Raw genomic sequence first — 16,384 nt, 5'->3', positions numbered from 1 at the left:
CGGCGGTGCGGCTCCGGCGCGCGGGTGGGGGGAAGAGCGATTCCGCCCCACCCTAACCGCGGCCCTGCCCGATCTCCTAGACCCGGGTCAACCCCGGACGGGGTGCACGCCGCCTGCGGAACCGTCGATTTTGCATCCTGCGCCGCGGCCCCCTATGCTTGCGTGTCGGTAGTCATGGGGGGTCGGCCGCAGGGTCGCCCCGCGAGTCTCCGGCCCCATCGTTTAGTGGCCTAGGACACCGCCCTTTCACGGCGGCAGCACGGGTTCGAATCCCGTTGGGGTCACGGATGGGTCGGTACTACCAGCACCACCAGAAGTAACAGCACCACCGGAAAGTGCATCGGCTCGAGAGGGTCGGGGCGTGAAAATAGAACAGCCTCGAAGGCAGTATGCTTGTCTTCGCAACGAGGCCCTGTAGCGCAGTTGGTTAGCGTGCCGCCCTGTCACGGCGGAGGTCGCGGGTTCAAGTCCCGTCAGGGTCGCAAAGAGGCCCTTCCGAGAGGAAGGGCCTTTTTCAGGAGATCACCTCTCCAGCGACATCACGTCGCAACGGCTCTGTAGCTCAGTTGGTAGAGCGCACGACTGAAAATCGTGAGGTCACGGGATCGACGCCCGTCGGAGCCACTGGAACCCTCGCCTAGCTTCTACATGGCGGGGGTTTCTTCGTACCCGGAGGTCCCCGCCGCCGCGATCCGCCGCACATCCCTCCCGTTCCGGCCCGCGCCGAGCAGTGACGGCAGCCCGGATCCTGTCCAGGCGGTCTGCGTAGGCTGGCCCGGCCATGCAACCCGACGCCTTCCCGCCGCCCGATCCCGCGACGCTCGCGCCCGACTCCGCTGCGACGACGTCGTGGCCGGCCGAGCCCCTCCCCTCGGTCCACGCGCCCTACTCCTCCCTCCTCTACCTGCCCGATCCTCGGGTCCGCTGGGGCCTGCCGACCGCCGTGCTCACGATCGTCGGGATCGTCCTGCCGCTGGCCGTGCTCATCCTGCTGTTCGGGTTCGGCGTGCTCCCCTACTCCGCCGGACTCGCCTTCGCGGGGGCGCTCGCGAGCTACCTCGTCGCGCTGATCGTCCCGTTCGCGGCGTCTCGGCTGCGCGGGCTGGGCACGATGGCGGCCGACTTCGGGCTGCGGTTCCGCTGGATCGACGTGCCCATCGGGATCGGGCTCGGCATCGCGGTGCGCGTCGTGATCCTGTTCGTGCTCGCCGCGTTCGCTCCGCTCCTCCAGGACGCGCAGGGGAACCTCGACATCGACCCCGACCCGCTGTGGTTCGTGCTGAGCTCGGTCCTCATCCCCGTCGTCGTCGCGCCGCTTGTCGAGGAGGTCCTCTGCCGCGGCGTCGTGATGCGCGCGGTGCGGAACCGGATGCTCCGGGGCTCCGCGGAGTCGGCGCCGCCCACCCGCGGCCGCCGGGTCTGGGCGATGGTGTTCAGCATCCTGGCGTCCACGGCGGTCTTCGCCCTGCTGCACGGGCACCAGATGGTGAACCCGGCGACGATCGTGACGCTCGGCGTGACCACGGTCACCGCGGGACTCGCGCACGGCTGGATCGCGACGATCACCGGGCGGCTCGGAGCGGCGATCGTCTCGCACGCGACGCTGAACGGCTCCGCGGTGCTGCTGCTGGCGCTGCTGCCGCTGCTGACGCCGTAGGGGGATCTCGAGAGGCCCGCTGCGCGGGGTGCTCGATCGGCAGGAGTCGGGGCGGCCCGATCGGGGGCGTGGGGCGGCGCGTCAGACGTCGTAGGTGCGCGCCCCGGGCAGCGGGCCGCGGACCTGGCGGTGGAGGCGCTCCATGTCGGCGTCGAGGGTGGCGGCGGTGCGGGCCGCGTCGGCGAGGCCGTCGAGGAGCTCCTGCGGGACCTGGCGGTCGTACTTGTAGTAGATCTTGTGCTCCAGGCTCGCCCAGAAGTCCATCGCGATGGTCCGGAACTGCACCTCGACGCAGACGTCGACCGATCCGCCGGAGAGGAACACGGGCACCTCGACGATCGCGTGCAGGCTCTTGTAGCCGTTCTCCTTCGGCTCGGCGATGTAGTCCTTCACCTCGAGCACCGTCACGTCGGACTGCGAGGTGAGCAGGTCGAAGACGCGGTAGACGTCCGAGACGAAGCTGCAGGTGATCCGCACGCCGGCGATGTCGGTGATCGCGTCGGCGATGCCCTCGAAGGTCGTCTCGCAGCCCTTGCGCTCGATCTTCTCGATCAGGCTGTCGGCCGACTTGAGCCGGCTCGTGACGTGCTCGATCGGGTTGTACTCCTGCAGCTCGCGGAACTCCTCCTGCAGGATCGACACCTTCGTGACGATCTCGTCCATCCCGAACTTGTACTGGAGCATGAAGCGCGCGAAGTCGTCGCGCAGTGCGCGGATCTCGGCGACGGTGGTGGCGTCGAGCGCCTCGGCGACGGCGTCCGTCAGCGGAGGGACGGCGTGCGCGGGTTCGGGGATGCGGGATTCCACAGTCGGACACCCTACGCGCGGAGTCGTTCGAGACCGGTGGGAGGCACCCGGCCTAGCCTGGGAGCGTGATCACCGAGCCCCGCCCGCTGCGCTTCTGCGCGTTCGTCATGAACACCGCCTCCCACATCCAGCACGGCCTCTGGCGCCACCCCGACGCCCGGCAGCACGAGTTCGACGACGTGCAGCTCTGGATCGACCTCGCCCGGACGCTGGAGCGCGGCCGCTTCGACGCGATGTTCTTCGCCGACGTGGCGGGGCTCTACGGTCCGGCGGACGGCGACTGGGACGTCAACGCCCGCGAGGGGCTGCAGCTGCCCAGCAACGACCCGTCCGTGCTGCTCTCGGCCCTGGCGGTGAGCACCGAGCACCTCGGCTTCGCGTTCACGAGCTCGGTGCTGCAGTCGCATCCGTTCGACTTCGCCCGGAAGGTCTCGACCCTCGACCACCTCTCGAAGGGGCGGATCGCCTGGAACATCGTCACCAGCGCCCTCGACGGCGCGGCCCGCAACTTCGGCTACGACCGGCTCGAGGAGCACGACGAGCGCTACGCCTGGGCGCAGGAGTACCTCGACGTGGTCTACAAGCTGTGGGAGGGCTCGTGGGACGACGGCGCGCTCCTGCGCGACAAGAGCGGCTCCTTCGCCGACCCGGCGCGCATCCACCGCATCGACCACGTCGGGAAGCGCTACCGCGTGCAGGGGCCGCACCTCTCGGCTCCGTCGCCCCAGCGCACGCCCGTGCTCTTCCAGGCCGGCTCCTCCCCCGCGGGCCGGCGCTTCGCCGCGCGGAACGCGGAGGCGCAGTTCGTGTTCTCGGGGTCGCCGGAGAAGACCCGCGAGCTGATCGAGGACACGCGGGCCCTCGCCGCGGCGGCCGGTCGCGGAGCGGGTGCGCCCTCCTTCTACCTGGGGCTCTCCTTCATCACCGGCGACACGGAGGAGGAGGCGCGACGCGCTGAGCGCGAGATCGACGAGTACCTCTCCTCCGACGCCTTCCTCGTGCACTCGAACCTCGGCTTCGACCCGGCGACGGGCGAGAAGCTCGACCCCGACCTGCCGCTCTCGGCGATCGAGACCTACGCCGGCCAGAGCCACCTGCAGTGGATCCGCGACGCCTCCCCCGACCGCGAGCCGACCGTCCGCGACCTGGCCCGGCTCTCGGCGAAGCTGCGCGGACGGGTCGTCGGCACTCCCGAGCAGATCGCCGACCACCTGGCGGGCTGGCGCGACGCGGGGATCGACGGGATCAACGTCGTCAACTGGATCCTGCCCGGCAGCTACGAGGAGTTCGTCGACCGGGTGATGCCGGTGCTCCAGGAGCGGGGCCTCGCGCAGACCGAGTACGCCGAGGGGACGCTGCGCCGCAAGCTGTTCGGGACGGACGAGCTGCCGGCGACGCACCCGGCGCGGGCGTACCGCGGGGCGTTCGCGGGCTGAGCCGTCGCGGGCCGGGCTCTGCGCGTCCACTGCCCCTGCACCGGCTGCCCGCCCCGCCCCGCGCTCTCCGCCGAGCGGGGGACGCGAGGGCGGGCGCGGCTCCGTAGCGTCGAGGGATGATCCAGACCTGGGGAGTCCTGACCGCGCTGTACGGAGTCGTCGTGACGGCGGTCGCGGTGCTCGCGATCGTGCTGCTGGTGCTGCTGTGCCGCCTGGTGCTCGCCGCGCGCGAGAACCTGCAGGCCTCGACGCGGCTGCGCGAGCTGCAGATCGAGCGGATGCTTCTCGAGGACGAGTAGCGGACGCGCGTCGCCGGCCGAGACCAGGTCTCCTCGGCGAGGAGCACTCGCGGCCGACGACGCGCGGTCCGGTCAGGGCAGAGCGGGTCGCGCCTCAGGGCGGGGCGCCCGCGGGATGAGCAGGCCGAGGGCGACGGCGACCAGCGCTCCGATCGCGCCGATCACGAACGTGGTCTCGAAGCCCTGCGAGCTCGGCAGCTGCACGTCGCCGACGGACACGGTCAGCTGCGCGAGCACGCCCGCGGTCACGGCGGAGGAGAGCGTCGTGCCGAGGGTGCGCATCAGCGAGTTCAGCCCGTTCGCGGCGGCGGTCTCCGAGGCGGGGACGGCGTGCATGATGAGCGTCGGCATCGCGGCGTAGGCGAGGCCCAGGCCGACGCCGATGAGGGCGTTGATCACCAGGATCTGCCACACCTCGCCGCCGAACGGGAGGATCAGCAGGTACGAGACCGCGATCAGCCCGGAGCCGGCGATCAGCACGAGCCGCGGCCCGGACTGCGCCGAGAGGCGGGCGGCGAGCGGGGACGTCGCCATCATCGCCAGGCCCGAGGGCGCGAGCACGAGGCTCGCCACGATCAGGCTCAGGCCGAAGCCGACGCCGGACGCGGTCGGCAGCTCGAGGCGCTGCGGCAGCGTGATCTGGGCGCCGAAGAACGCGAAGCCGACCGCCACCGAGGCGAGGTTGGTGAAGAGGACGGCGGGGCGGGCGGCCACCCGGAGGTCGACGAGCGGGCTCTCCTGCCGCAGCTCGTACCAGCCCCAGAGGAGCAGGACGGCGATGCCGCCGAGGCCGGAGCCCAGGATCGCGGGACTGGTCCAGCCGGAGTCGTTGCCGCGCGAGACGGCGATCAGCACGCCGCTCAGTCCGAGGGCGAGGCCGATCGTGCCGACCACGTCGAAGGTGCCCGGCGAGCGCAGAGTCGACACCGGCACGACCAGGAGGACGAGGACGATGTCGAGGACGCCGAGGCCCGCGGACATCCAGAACAGGACGTGCCAGTCGGTGTTCTGCGCGATGAGGGCGCTGAGCGGCAGGCCGAGCGCGCCGCCGATGCCGAGGGTCGCGCTGACCAGGGCGATCGCACCGGGGAGCCGGTCGCGGTGGAGGGTGTCGCGGAGGATCGAGATGCCGAGCGGGATGACGCCCATCACCGCGCCCTGGAGGGCCCGGCCCACGACCAGCGTCCACACGTCCCCCGCGAAGGCGCACACGATCGAGCCGATCACGAGCACGACCAGCGCGGCCACGGCCATCCGCCGCTTGCCGTAGAGGTCGCCGAGGCGGCCGGAGACCGGGGTGAGGATGCAGGCGCTGAGCAGCGTCGCGGTGATCACCCACGCGGTCTCGGTGCGGTCGGCGCCGAGCAGCGTCGGCAGCTCGGACTGGATCGGGACGACCAGCGTCTGCATGAAGGAGGCGCTCATCCCCGCGAAGGCGAGGACGGCGGTGATGAGGCGCGGGTCCGGCGAGCGGGTCAGGGAGCGTCTGTCGGAGTCGGGCACGGCTGTCCTTCGTGTCGGCGGCGGACGTGCACCCGGACCGCGGCGGCGGGCGGGCCGTCGTCGGCGGGATCGTATCGCTCGGCTCTGCTTTCGACCGGCTCGGGGCTCAACAGCGCGGGCCGCCGCTTTGTTCCCTCCTCCTCCTTCCCGCGCGCGTCGGGCAGGACGAGGATGGGCGGATGATCGACATCGAGAGCTGGATCACCGGCTACGAGAAGGCCTGGGCCACGGACGACGCGGCCGACGTGGCCGCACTGTTCACCGAGGACGCCGAGTACTTCACGGCGCCGCACCGCGACGCGATCACTCCGCGCGACGCGATCGTCGAGTGGTGGCTGGCGGAGGAGGAGCCCGCCGACCCGACGTTCGCGTGGGGCCTGGTCGCGCTGACGGAGGAGACCGCCGTGGTGGAGGCGCGCACCGTCTACCCGGGCGACCGCACCTACCTGAACCTCTGGGTCATCCGCTTCGCCCCCGACGGGCGGGCGCGCTCGTTCACCGAGTGGTACATGGAGGAGCCGGCCGACTCCGTGTCCTGACCCGCGGGGGTCCGCAGGCAGCGGCGAGGAGCCCTCAGCGGCGTCCGGTCAGAGCTGCGCGGCCGCGAAGGTGTCGCAGCTGGTGGCGTCGCCCTCGAAGCCGGCCTGGAACCAGCGCTGGCGCTGCTCGGCCGAGCCGTGCGTCCACCCCTCCGGATCGACGGTGCCGGTGGCCTGCTCCTGGATGCGGTCGTCGCCGACGGCGGCCGCGGCGCCGAGCGCGTCCTGGTACTCCTGCGCCGTCACCGGCTTGAGGTAGGGCGTGCCGGTCTCGTCGGGCACCGTCGAGGCGTCGCCCACCCAGGCTCCGGCGAAGCAGTCGGCCTGCAGCTCGAGGCGCACCGAGTCCGACTCGGGACCGGTTCCGGAGCGGTCCGCCGACTCCATCGCGCCGGTCAGGTTCTGGATGTGGTGGCCCCACTCGTGGGCGAGGATGTACATCTGCGCGAGCGATCCGCCCGAGGTGTCGAACCGGGTGCGCAGCTCGTCGAAGAAGTCGGTGTCGAGGTAGATCGTCCGGTCCGGCGGGCAGTAGAACGGGCCGACCGCGGCGGTCGCGCTCCCGCAGCCGGTGGTGGTGCTGGCCTCGAACAGGTCGACGCCGGTCGGGGTCGTGTAGGCGACTCCGAGTGTCGGCGTCTGCTCGCCCCAGTAGCGGTCGAGCGACTCCGCCGCACCCTCGAGGCGGCAGTCGACCTGCGTGTTCGCGTCGGCGCCGCTGTCGCAGGCCACCGCGGTGGAGGTGACGCCCTCCGGCGAGGACCCGCCTCCGCCGAACACCTCGCCGAGGCCCGAGAGGTTCACGCCGAGCAGCTGCGAGAGCAGCGCGAGCACGACCACGCCCACCGCGCCCCCGCCGACGGCGATGCCGGTGGTGCGGCCGCGACGGCGGACCTTGCCGCCGCTGAGCTGGGAGTCGTCGTTGAAGGTCATGCCGACGAAGCTAGCGCTCCGCGGACGGGCTCCGCTCGGGCTTGCGGTCAGCCCCAGCGCGACTCGCTGGCCGAGCGGATGATCTCGAGCAGCGCCTCGCGCAGGGGGCCGTGCTCGAGCGAGCCCGGGAACATGTCGACCTCGAGGCGGTGCGCCCGGCGCCAGGCCTCGCCGCCCGCGTCGGTGAGCGCGACGAGCTGCCGGCGGCGGTCCGACGGATCCGTGGTGCGCGAGACGTGGCCCTCGCGCTCGAGGCGCTCGATGGTGCGCGACATGGTCTGCACCTCGACGTGGGCCGCGGCGGCCAACTCCTTCTGCGCGACGGGACCCGCCTGCAGGAGGTGCAGCACGATCAGGCCGGCGTGGGTGAGGCCGATCTCGGCGAGGGCGCCGTGCCAGGCGTGCTCGACCATCCGGGAGGCGGTGGAGAGCAGCCGGCCGGTGGGCCAGTCCTCCATCCCGGAGGTGTCGTCCGCGCGCATCTGATCAGGGTAGACCCGCTCCCGGGACACGACGGCACCGGGCGCGGGACGCTCAGGCACGGGCGCCCGGGCATCCCGGCCGCGAGGCGCGGACCGCCCCGCCCGTCAGGACGCGAAGCGGTCCGTCGCCTCGATCAGCGCGTCGAGGATCCCCGGCTCGTCGAAGGCGTGGCCCGCGTCGGCGATCATCCGGAAGTCGGCCTCGGGCCAGGCCCGGTGCAGGTCCCAGGCCGTGAAGGCCGGGGTGCACATGTCGTAGCGGCCCTGCACGATGACGGCCGGGATGTCGCGGAGGACGCCGGCGTCGCGGATCAGCTGCCCCTCCTCCAACCAGCCCCTGTGCACGAAGAAGTGGTTCTCGATGCGGGCGAAGGCGAGCGCGAAGACGGGATCGGACCAGTCCGCGATCAGCTCCGGCTTCTGCAGGAGGGTGATGGTCGACGCCTCCCAGGTGGTCCAGGCGACGCCGGCGGGGCCGTGCACGGCGGGGTCCGCGTCGTGGAGCAGGCGGTAGTACGCCTCGATGAGGCTGCCCCGCTCGTCGGCCGGGACGACGGAGGTGTAGCCCTCCCAGAGGTCCGGGTAGACCGCGGCGGCGCCGCCCTCGTAGAACCACTCGAGTTCGGCGCGGCGGAGGGTGAAGATCCCGCGGAGGACGATCTCGCTGACCCGCTCGGGGTGGGTCTCGGCGTAGGCGAGGGCGAGGGTCGAGCCCCAGGAGCCGCCGAGCACGAGCCAGCGCTCGACGCCGAGGTGCTCGCGGAGGCGCTCGATGTCGGCGACCAGGTACCAGGTGGTGTTGGTCGAGAGGTCGGCCTCCGGCTCGCCGGCGTGCGGGGTGGAGCGGCCGCACATCCGCTGGTCGAACAGCACGATGCGGTACTTCTCGGGGTCGAACAGCCGCCGGTGGGCGGGCGAGGTGCCGGCTCCGGGGCCGCCGTGCAGGAACACGACGGGCTTGCCCTCGGGGTTGCCCGAGACCTCCCAGTAGAGCGAGTGGCCGTCGCCGACGTCGAGCATGCCGGAGTCGTGGGGCTCGATCTCGGGGTACAGAGTGCGCATGGCCCGCACCCTACCGACTGTCAGGGTCGCGGTCCGCGAGGCGGGCGGCCCGGCCCAGGAGTGGGCGGGAGCGCCCGCGTCCATCCGGCGCACCCGCCTCCCGCGGTCGTTACTGTGGAGCGGACCTGCACGCCCCCGTCGAAGGAGCCCCCATGCCCACCACTGTGCGCGGCGTCATCGCCCGGTCGAAGGGCGCTCCCGTGGAGCTCGTCGACATCGTCGTCCCCGACCCGGGCCCGGGCGAGGCCGTGGTCGACATCGAGACCTGCGGTGTCTGCCACACCGACTTCCACTACCGCGAGGGCGGGATCAGCGACGACTTCCCCTTCCTCCTCGGTCACGAGGCGGCCGGACGGGTCAGCGCGATCGGAGAGGGAGTCACCCATGTCGCGGTCGGCGACTTCGTGGTCCTCAACTGGCGCGCGGTCTGCGGCGAGTGCCGGGCCTGCACCCGGGCCGAGCCCTGGTACTGCTTCGACACCTTCAACGCGACGCAGCGGATGACCCTGGAGGACGGCACCGAGCTCAGCCCCGCCCTCGGGATCGGCGCCTTCGCCGAGAAGACCCTCGTGCACGCGAAGCAGTGCACGAAGGTCGATCCGGAGGCGGACCCCGCCGCGGTGGGCCTGCTCGGCTGCGGGATCATGGCCGGCCTCGGCGCGGCGATGAACACCGGGAACGTGACGCGCGGCGACTCCGTCGCGGTCATCGGCTGCGGAGGAGTCGGCACGGCCGCCGTGGTCGGCGCCGCTCTCGCGGGCGCCGGCACGGTCATCGCGATCGACCGGGACCCCAAGAAGCTGGTCGCGGCCGAGAAGCTCGGCGCCACGCACGTCATCGACTCCAGCGGCCTCGACGAGGCGGGCGTCGTCGCGGCGGTGCAGGCCCTGACGAACGGCTTCGGAGCGGACGTCGTCATCGACGCCGTGGGCCGCCCCGAGACCTGGCGCCAGGCGTTCTACGCCCGCGACCTCGCCGGGACCGTGGTGCTGGTCGGGGTGCCGACTCCCGAGATGACGCTCGAGATCCCCCTGCTCGACGTCTTCGGCCGCGGCGGCTCGCTGAAGTCGAGCTGGTACGGCGACTGCCTGCCGGAGAGGGACTTCCCGATGCTGACCGGCCTCTACCTCCAGGGCCGCCTGCCCCTGGACGAGTTCGTGAGCGAGCGGATCGGGATCGAGGACATCGAGGAGGCCTTCGCCACGATGGCCGGCGGCGACGTGCTCCGCTCGGTGGTGGTGCTCTGATGGGCGCGCGGATCGAGCAGCTCGTCACGAGCGGCACCTTCAGCCTCGACGGCGGCACCTGGGACGTCGACAACAACGTCTGGATCGTCGGCGACGACTCCGAGTGCGTCGTCATCGACGCCGCCCACGACGCGGACGCGATCCTCGCGGCCGTCGGCGAGCGCCGACTCCTCGCCGTGCTGCTGACCCACGGGCACGACGACCACCTCGACGCGGTCGAGGGAGTCCGCGCTGCGACCGGCGCCCCGGTGCTGCTCCACGAGGCCGACCGGATGCTGTGGGACGCCGTGCACCCCGGCACGGCCCCGAGCGGCGGTCTGGTCGACGGGCGGATCGTGCCCGTCGCCGGCGTCGAGCTCGAGGTGCGGCACACCCCGGGCCACACCCCCGGCGCCGTCTGCTTCGTCGCCGAGGCGCTCGGCACGGTGTTCACCGGCGACACGCTCTTCCAGGGCGGGCCGGGGGCCACCGGCCGCTCGTACAGCGACTTCCCGACGATCATCGACTCGATCACGGAGCGCCTGCTGACGCTGCCCGCCGCGACGGTGGTCCGGACCGGCCACGGCGACTCGACGACGATCGGAGCGGAGGCGCCGCACCGCGAGGAGTGGATCGCGCGCGGGCACTGACCGGGCGGGGCGGGGGCGGGGGCGGGCGCGGAGCTGTCGGTCCGCCCGCTACGGCTTTCTGCGTGAAAGGGCCGACCGACGGGTGTGGGAATTTCGCAACTGTCGGTCGTGCTCCCTTGTTACCGTGAACAATCGCCGGTACCGTGCGAAGACCACACCGCAGGCGGGATCCCCCGTCCGCCCACCGGTTCGCTGCAGAACCCGAGAGGACACGTCGACGATGACGTCACGACCCCCGGGCGGAGGCAGGCCCTCGCGCCTGCTCGCCGCCACCCTCGCCGCATCCGCGACGATCGCCCTCGCCGCCGGCGCCGCCGTGCCGGTCGCCGTCGCCGCGACAGCGGCGACCACTCCCGCGCAGAGCCTGCTCGCGGACTTCACCTTCGACACCGCCCCGAGCGGAGGCGCCTTCACCGACAGGTCGACCCGCGCCGCCGTGAAGGGCACGCCGACCCTCGTCGCCGGCCGCACCGGGCAGGGCAGCGCCGTCTCGCTGTCGTCCTCGTTCTGGCTCGACCTCACCGCGACCGACGGGCAGCCGCTGCTGAAGGGTCGCGACTCCGTCACTCTGTCGTACGACTCCAAGCCCGCCGCCGCGGACAACGTCGGCTGGTCGGTCTTCGCCGCTCGCTCGGCCGCGACCCAGGACTACGCCCAGGAGAAGTACGTCGGCGTCCTCGACAGGACGAACGGCATCACCGTCGAGCGGTACGCCAACAGCGGCGCCCGCGACTCCTCGGGCAACCTCACCGGCCCGAGCAGCACGGAGTGGAAGCACGTCGATCTCGTGCTGAGCGCCGGCACCGCCCGCCTCTACGTCGACGCGAAGCCCGTCGCCGTCACGACGGCCGGCCCCTCGCTCGCGACGGTCCTCGGATCGACCGGCGGAGTCCTGCAGATCGGCAAGGCCAACTGGGGCGGCGGGGAGTACTTCACCGGACTCCTCGACAATCTGCGCGTCTACGACCGCGCCCTGACCGGGGCCGAGCTGGGCGCGACGAGCAGCACCGTGGCGACCGACCTGCGCGCCGCCCTCGACGTCCCCACGACCGTGCTCGGCGACCTGCCCGCGCAGGTCCTCGGGAACACCGTGACGTGGACCGCCTCCGGCGCCGGCGCCGCGCGCGTCTCCTCCACCGGCGCCGTGAACCTCTCGGGCCTCACCGCTCCCGTCGCCGTCCGCCTCCAGGCAGCCGTCGCCGGGCAGACCTACGCGTGGGACAGCACCCTCGCCGTGCCCGGCGGGCGCATCGCCACCTCCGTCAAGACCGTCACCACGACGAACGGAGTGAAGGACGACCCGCTGGCGTACAACGACGACCGTCGCGCGGACTCGCTCTTCACGGCCGCACTGCCCGCCGGCGCGACCACCTGGGAGCCGCTGAACCGCTCGCAGTCGATCCTCTCCGTCCTCAAGGACGGCGATCAGGCGCAGCGCCCGAACGCCCAGATGGGCTCGCCGCTGCTGTTCCGCTCGAAGGACGGCTCGCTCGGCGCGGTCTCGTCGCAGAACAACGCCACGGACTCCGTCTACCTCTGGAGCTCCGCCGACGGCCGCACGTTCCGCGACCAGCGCGTCCTCCGGGTCGCGCCGGGCTCGGTCGTGACCGACCCGCGGATCGTCTTCGACTCCGCCCTCGGCGTCTACAAGCTGTTCTGGACCGATCTGCTCACCACCGAGGGCCGCGTGACGCTGTTCACGGACCTCGCCTCCGGCACCGCTCCCGGAGCGACCACCCGCGCCGACGCCCGCGTCCCCGGTGTCCAGGGCTCGGGTCTCCCCGCCGGGTTCACCCAGGGCCAGGCCGGCGAGACGGCGCTGACCTCGACCGAGTTCAGCACGTTCTACCGCGAGTACGTCGACCTGAAGAACACCGGTGTGAAGTCGCTCAGCGGCTCCGTCGACTCCGGCGCCGGATCCGCTGCGATCGCCGCAGCGCTCCCGGGGCAGGCCGTGATGGAGTACAACGACGGCTCGACCAAGTCGCTCAACGTCGACTGGCAGGACGATCTGACCACCGCCGTCGACACCTCGCGTCCCGGGACCTACCGGGTCACCGGCTCCGTCCAGCAGGACCCCGAGGCGATGGTCAACGAGGCCCGCGCGGATCCGCACGTCTTCTTCAACGAGGACGACGGCTACTACTACCTCACGGGCTCGCACTACGGTCAGGACTCGCTCGGCCCGATCGAGGAGAGCTCCAGCTACCGCAAGATCGGCCTCAAGCGCTCGAAGACCATCGCCGGTCTCGACTCCGCTCCCGAGCAGATCGTGATCGACCCCGACGCCGGCACGCCCGGTCGCCAGAGCCAGTACCCGAACACCTTCTACGGCTGGGGCGGATACATCTGGGCGCAGGAGTTCCACAAGATCAACGGCACCTGGTGGATCGTCGCCGGCATGAACAAGGGCTACGCGCCTGTGGGCGGCTGGTGCGACAACACCGTCCTGATCCCCTACACCGGGACCGACGCCTCGATCGCCGAGGGCGGATTCCTCGACCAGACGAAGTGGGGCGAGCCGGTCGTCCTCGAGGGCGCGGCCTTCGACGTCAGCTACATCGACCGCCAGGAGAACGGCGCCACCCAGGGCTACTGGGTCCTGCCCAACGGCAACACGCTCTCCCTCGCCAAGGCGACGATGGGGCCCAAGGGCACCGTCCCGCTGGTCACCGGTGCGGTCACCCGCATCTACGGCGAGAGCCAGCCGTGGGAGTCGGGCAAGCGCTCGCCGACCCCGTCCGACACCACCGAGGGCAACGACCAGGGCGTCGTCGAGGCGCCGTTCATCGTGTCCAAGGGAGGACGCATGTACCTCACCTACTCGGGCGGAACGGTCGACAAGTACTACTCGCTCGGCCTGCTCACGGCCGACGCGAGTGCCGACCTCCTCAACCCCGCGACGTGGACGCAGACCGCGTTCCCCGTGCTGGACACCGAGGACACCTACCTGGGCCGCCTCGGCGCGGACGAGACGCAGTACTTCTCGCGCCAGCAGGCCGGCACCGGGCACAACTCGTTCGTCGAGGACGAGTCGGGCAACCTGCTCCTCGCCTACCACGCCCGCCCCTACCCGGACCCGCACACGGCGACCGATCCGCAGAACGCGGGCGGCCTGTTCGACTCGGACCGCAACACCTGGTTCAAGGGCGTGAACATCCGCGCGAGCGGCCGGCTCGACCTCTCGCTCTCGAAGGAGCAGGAGGTGGCCTCGGCCAACCGCACCGTCACGGCGACGATCACCGTGAAGGCGCCGGCTGTGCCCGTCACCGCCACTGCAGCGGCTCGCTGCGTCGCGGGCAAGGTGGTGGTCACGCTGACCACCGTCAACAAGGCCGCGTCGACCGCAGACCTCCGCTGGAACACCCTGTGGGGCGCGAAGACCCAGCAGATCGACGCGGGCCGGACCGCCTCGCTGGCCGTGACCACGCGGGCCGCCTCGGTCACCGCCGGCACCGTCCAGGGGGTCGCCACCGTCGGCAGCGCCTCCGCTCCCGTGAGCGCCGCCTACCCGGCGCTCCGCTGCGGCTGACCTGACCGGGTCCTCCGACCGACGACGCCCGGCCGCCCCTCACCTGAGGGCGGCCGGGCGTCGTCGTTCCGGTCTGCGATGATGTGCCGGGCGACCGGGTCGCGACCCTCGATGATCTCGGCGGTGCAGCCGGCATCGCGGGAGAGGACCCACCGGATGACGCGGCCGCGTCGGACGACCGGACCGTTGCGATCCACGAACGACTCCCCATCGAGGGGAGGTCGTCGGTCGGCGACGTACGGGGTGTCGTGAGTCGGACGGGAAGAGGCGAGCCGGTCTGCCGCTGCTGCACGAACCGGCCCGCCCCTTCGGCATCGTCTCAGTGGACGAGGGCGGCCTCCGCCTCGTCCCAGGCGGGGTTCAGATCTTCCTTCTTTCCTCGGATGAGGAGGAATCCGGTGAGAGAGGCGGCGACCATGGTCACTGCTGCGGCCAGGAACACGGCCTTGTAGCCGTCGGTGAATGCGGTGAGCTCGGCCGTTCCGGACGCGATGGCGGAGTCCGCGGTGCTCGCGTAGAACACGGTGAACACCGCGAGACCGATGGACCCGCCGATGTGGAAGACGGAGTTGACGACGGCGGAGGCCACTCCGGCGTCCTCGTTCTCGACCCCGAGAAGGGCGAGGTTCTGGACGGGCACGAAGAGCATGGAGAGTCCGATTCCGAGCACGACCAGGGCGGGCAGGACCTGGAGGAAGTAGTTCCCGTCCGGGGTGATGCCGAGGAGCAGGAAGAGCCCTGCTGCCGAGACGAGCGGCCCGACGATCATCAGGGGTCGGGGGCCGAACGTGTTGAGGATCTTCGTGGTGACGGGCGAGAACGCCATGATCGCGACGGTCATGGCGAGGTTCGCGAGTCCTGCCATCAGCGGTCCCATTCCGAGCACGATCTGGAAGTAGAACGCGAGAAGGGGATGGCCCCGATCATCACGGCGCCATTGGCGGCCTGGATCAGGATCGCGCCGCCTCGCACACGACGCAGGATGACGCGCAGGGGCAGCAACGGCTGGTCGACCTTGCGTTCGATGAGCACGAAGACGGTCAGCAGGACGATGCCGAGTGCGAGGAAGGCGACGGTGTCGATCGCGCCCCATCCGTGCTCGGCTCGGGTGAACCCGTAGACGATCGCGCCCAGTCCCAGGGTCACGGTGACGGTTCCCCAGACGTCGTAGCGGTTGTCTCCTTCCGCCTTGCTCTCGCGGAGCACGAGAGCCCCGCCGACGAGGCCGAAGGCGACGAAGATGAGGTTGACGAAGAGGCACCAGCGCCATCGTCAGGACGATTCGACACCGAGGGGGTCGGGCCTCACCTTCCGACGTCGGCAGGAGAGGATGGCAAACTGGCGGCCGACGCTGTCGCACCCGCTCGTGCGGTGACGCGTCGACACCCTCCGGGCGCCTCAGCACCCGCCATCCCTAGCCGCTCACTCGGACCGAGGGAGCGGCGGAATCGATCACGACATGGAACCGAACCCGCCCAGCGGTGAGGGGGTCCTGCCCTCTCCTCGGACGTCTCCTCGCGCGACGCGACCCAACAACCGGACTCGGATCCTCGACGCCGCGGTACGCGTCGCGGCGCGGGAAGGATCTGTCCGCGTCACGCTCGAAGCGACTGCCGAAGAGGCTGGGCTGACACGCGGCGGAATGATGTACCACTTCCGCGATCGAGCCGATCTCGCCCATGCTCTCCAGGAGCACGTCGCGGCCGGCTGGGAAGCCCAGCTGATCGACGTCGCGGGGAAGACGGCGGACGAGGCCACTTTGACGGAGCGCGTGAGTGCCTACGTCGCCGTCGCCCTGACGCCGTCGACGCGCATGCAGATCGGACTCCTCCAGGCCACGGGCAGCGACACCGCTCTCCGAGCGCCGGTAGCGGAGGTGCGCCGAAGATGGACGCCCTCCGCAGAGGAGACCGCGACAGATCCGATCACTCTCCGCCAGTTCATCGCCTGCCTTGCGGCTGACGGCCTGTGGTCACACCACTCCCTCGGAGGCGATCGGATACCGGACGACACTCGAGCCGCGGTGATCTCCGAGATCATCCAGCTCTCCAGCACGGGGTGATGCACGAAGGGCACTTTCCGGCGCGAGGCGGATCCCGGTCGGAGGAGCTCGACCGGGACCGAGACTCTTCCTTCTGCGGTCGAGGATCAGGACAGGCCTGTCCCCGGACCCGGCTCCTGGGTCGAGGCGAGCCCCAGGCCGGCCTCGCACTGCTGAGGATGCAGCAGGGACGGCCTCCTCGAGGAGCGCCGCCACC

At 71.5% G+C, this 16,384-nt stretch carries 15 protein-coding genes and 3 tRNA genes; 11 read left to right on the top strand and 7 right to left on the bottom strand.

Annotated elements, in window-relative coordinates:
• Positions 1-211: 211 nt before the first annotated feature.
• From C5C99_RS05235 to C5C99_RS05220, 4 genes are all read left to right on the top strand, one after another.
• A tRNA-Glu gene (locus tag C5C99_RS05235) sits at positions 212-284 on the top strand.
• A gap of 124 nt (positions 285-408) precedes the next feature.
• Positions 409-482, top strand: a tRNA-Asp gene (locus tag C5C99_RS05230).
• Between the two features lie 69 nt (positions 483-551).
• Positions 552-624: transfer RNA gene (locus C5C99_RS05225), tRNA-Phe, on the top strand.
• A gap of 157 nt (positions 625-781) precedes the next feature.
• On the top strand, positions 782-1,657 hold the full coding sequence (locus tag C5C99_RS05220; RefSeq protein ID WP_104224403.1) for a CPBP family intramembrane glutamic endopeptidase: 876 nt from the start codon (positions 782-784) through the stop codon (positions 1,655-1,657).
• Between the two features lie 81 nt (positions 1,658-1,738).
• Here the strand turns inward: C5C99_RS05220 and C5C99_RS05215 are convergent, their stop codons facing one another.
• Positions 1,739-2,341, bottom strand: coding sequence for a GTP pyrophosphokinase family protein (locus tag C5C99_RS05215; protein ID WP_104234325.1), 603 nt, complete (start codon positions 2,339-2,341; stop codon positions 1,739-1,741).
• Positions 2,342-2,571: 230 nt separating this feature from the next.
• Here C5C99_RS05215 and C5C99_RS05210 point away from each other — a divergent pair, with 230 nt between their 5' ends.
• Both C5C99_RS05210 and C5C99_RS05205 read left to right on the top strand, forming a co-directional pair.
• Complete coding sequence (locus tag C5C99_RS05210) at positions 2,572-3,900, top strand: NtaA/DmoA family FMN-dependent monooxygenase (RefSeq protein ID WP_374953130.1); 1,329 nt, start codon at positions 2,572-2,574, stop codon at positions 3,898-3,900.
• Between the two features lie 116 nt (positions 3,901-4,016).
• Entirely contained in the window at positions 4,017-4,199 is a 183-nt protein-coding gene (locus C5C99_RS05205; RefSeq protein ID WP_104224402.1) for a hypothetical protein, read from the top strand.
• A gap of 72 nt (positions 4,200-4,271) precedes the next feature.
• Here the strand turns inward: C5C99_RS05205 and C5C99_RS05200 are convergent, their stop codons facing one another.
• Positions 4,272-5,702 carry an MFS transporter gene (locus C5C99_RS05200; RefSeq protein WP_258062342.1) on the bottom strand — a complete coding sequence of 477 codons (1,431 nt, stop codon included), beginning with the start codon at positions 5,700-5,702 and terminating at the stop codon, positions 4,272-4,274.
• 179 nt (positions 5,703-5,881) lie between these two features.
• Between C5C99_RS05200 and C5C99_RS05195 the strand changes: the two genes are divergently transcribed.
• The gene (locus tag C5C99_RS05195) at positions 5,882-6,241 is read left to right on the top strand and encodes a nuclear transport factor 2 family protein (protein ID WP_104249695.1); all 360 of its coding nucleotides are present in this window, start codon (positions 5,882-5,884) and stop codon (positions 6,239-6,241) included.
• A gap of 48 nt (positions 6,242-6,289) precedes the next feature.
• On the opposite strand, the gene C5C99_RS05190 is transcribed toward C5C99_RS05195, so the two are convergent.
• From C5C99_RS05190 to pip, 3 genes are all read right to left on the bottom strand, one after another.
• Positions 6,290-7,174, bottom strand: a complete 885-nt coding sequence (locus tag C5C99_RS05190; RefSeq protein WP_104338401.1) for a neutral zinc metallopeptidase — start codon at positions 7,172-7,174, stop codon at positions 6,290-6,292.
• A 47-nt stretch (positions 7,175-7,221) separates the two neighbouring features.
• Positions 7,222-7,656 (bottom strand): MarR family winged helix-turn-helix transcriptional regulator, encoded by a 435-nt coding sequence (locus tag C5C99_RS05185; RefSeq protein ID WP_104338400.1) that lies wholly within the window; start codon positions 7,654-7,656, stop codon positions 7,222-7,224.
• A 105-nt stretch (positions 7,657-7,761) separates the two neighbouring features.
• The gene (gene pip, locus C5C99_RS05180) at positions 7,762-8,718 is read right to left on the bottom strand and encodes a prolyl aminopeptidase (RefSeq protein WP_104338399.1); all 957 of its coding nucleotides are present in this window, start codon (positions 8,716-8,718) and stop codon (positions 7,762-7,764) included.
• A gap of 152 nt (positions 8,719-8,870) precedes the next feature.
• Here pip and C5C99_RS05175 point away from each other — a divergent pair, with 152 nt between their 5' ends.
• The 3 genes from C5C99_RS05175 to C5C99_RS05165 all read left to right on the top strand — a co-directional run bounded on the left by C5C99_RS05175 (position 8,871) and on the right by C5C99_RS05165 (position 14,126).
• Complete coding sequence (locus tag C5C99_RS05175) at positions 8,871-9,965, top strand: S-(hydroxymethyl)mycothiol dehydrogenase (protein WP_104226021.1); 1,095 nt, start codon at positions 8,871-8,873, stop codon at positions 9,963-9,965.
• On the top strand, positions 9,965-10,594 hold the full coding sequence (locus tag C5C99_RS05170; RefSeq protein WP_104262335.1) for an MBL fold metallo-hydrolase: 630 nt from the start codon (positions 9,965-9,967) through the stop codon (positions 10,592-10,594). The genes C5C99_RS05175 and C5C99_RS05170 overlap by 1 nt, the downstream gene beginning before the upstream one ends.
• Before the next feature lie 220 nt (positions 10,595-10,814).
• Positions 10,815-14,126 (top strand): family 43 glycosylhydrolase, encoded by a 3,312-nt coding sequence (locus C5C99_RS05165; protein ID WP_104287746.1) that lies wholly within the window; start codon positions 10,815-10,817, stop codon positions 14,124-14,126.
• Between the two features lie 319 nt (positions 14,127-14,445).
• Here the strand turns inward: C5C99_RS05165 and C5C99_RS17040 are convergent, their stop codons facing one another.
• Entirely contained in the window at positions 14,446-14,991 is a 546-nt protein-coding gene (locus C5C99_RS17040; protein WP_181074546.1) for an MFS transporter, read from the bottom strand.
• Complete coding sequence (locus C5C99_RS17035) at positions 14,991-15,332, bottom strand: hypothetical protein (protein WP_181074545.1); 342 nt, start codon at positions 15,330-15,332, stop codon at positions 14,991-14,993. The genes C5C99_RS17040 and C5C99_RS17035 overlap by 1 nt, the downstream gene beginning before the upstream one ends.
• A 253-nt stretch (positions 15,333-15,585) precedes the next feature.
• On the opposite strand from C5C99_RS17035, the gene C5C99_RS05150 reads away from it, so the two are divergent.
• Positions 15,586-16,188 carry a TetR/AcrR family transcriptional regulator gene (locus tag C5C99_RS05150; protein WP_104339709.1) on the top strand — a complete coding sequence of 201 codons (603 nt, stop codon included), beginning with the start codon at positions 15,586-15,588 and terminating at the stop codon, positions 16,186-16,188.
• Positions 16,189-16,384 lie beyond the last annotated feature (196 nt).

The sequence above is a fragment of the Rathayibacter sp. AY1C4 genome (assembly GCF_002932195.1).
GTDB lineage: Bacteria > Actinomycetota > Actinomycetes > Actinomycetales > Microbacteriaceae > Rathayibacter.
Note: the sequence above shows the minus strand (reverse complement) of the source record. Positions and strands in the feature narration are given on the sequence as shown.

Excerpts from the sequence above, each read along its gene's own strand:
- C5C99_RS05220 (WP_104224403.1), top strand. The coding sequence starts at position 782 with ATGCAACCCGACGCCTTCCCGCCGCCCGATCCCGCGACGCTCGCGCCC.
- C5C99_RS05215 (WP_104234325.1), bottom strand. The coding sequence starts at position 2,341 with ATGCTCCAGTACAAGTTCGGGATGGACGAGATCGTCACGAAGGTGTCG.
- C5C99_RS05210 (WP_374953130.1), top strand. The coding sequence starts at position 2,572 with ATGAACACCGCCTCCCACATCCAGCACGGCCTCTGGCGCCACCCCGAC.
- C5C99_RS05205 (WP_104224402.1), top strand. The coding sequence starts at position 4,017 with ATGATCCAGACCTGGGGAGTCCTGACCGCGCTGTACGGAGTCGTCGTG.
- C5C99_RS05195 (WP_104249695.1), top strand. The coding sequence starts at position 5,882 with ATGATCGACATCGAGAGCTGGATCACCGGCTACGAGAAGGCCTGGGCC.
- C5C99_RS05190 (WP_104338401.1), bottom strand. The coding sequence starts at position 7,174 with ATGACCTTCAACGACGACTCCCAGCTCAGCGGCGGCAAGGTCCGCCGT.
- C5C99_RS05185 (WP_104338400.1), bottom strand. The coding sequence starts at position 7,656 with ATGCGCGCGGACGACACCTCCGGGATGGAGGACTGGCCCACCGGCCGG.
- pip (WP_104338399.1), bottom strand. The coding sequence starts at position 8,718 with ATGCGCACTCTGTACCCCGAGATCGAGCCCCACGACTCCGGCATGCTC.
- C5C99_RS05175 (WP_104226021.1), top strand. The coding sequence starts at position 8,871 with ATGCCCACCACTGTGCGCGGCGTCATCGCCCGGTCGAAGGGCGCTCCC.
- C5C99_RS05170 (WP_104262335.1), top strand. The coding sequence starts at position 9,965 with ATGGGCGCGCGGATCGAGCAGCTCGTCACGAGCGGCACCTTCAGCCTC.
- C5C99_RS05165 (WP_104287746.1), top strand. The coding sequence starts at position 10,815 with ATGACGTCACGACCCCCGGGCGGAGGCAGGCCCTCGCGCCTGCTCGCC.
- C5C99_RS17040 (WP_181074546.1), bottom strand. The coding sequence starts at position 14,991 with ATGGCAGGACTCGCGAACCTCGCCATGACCGTCGCGATCATGGCGTTC.
- C5C99_RS05150 (WP_104339709.1), top strand. The coding sequence starts at position 15,586 with ATGGAACCGAACCCGCCCAGCGGTGAGGGGGTCCTGCCCTCTCCTCGG.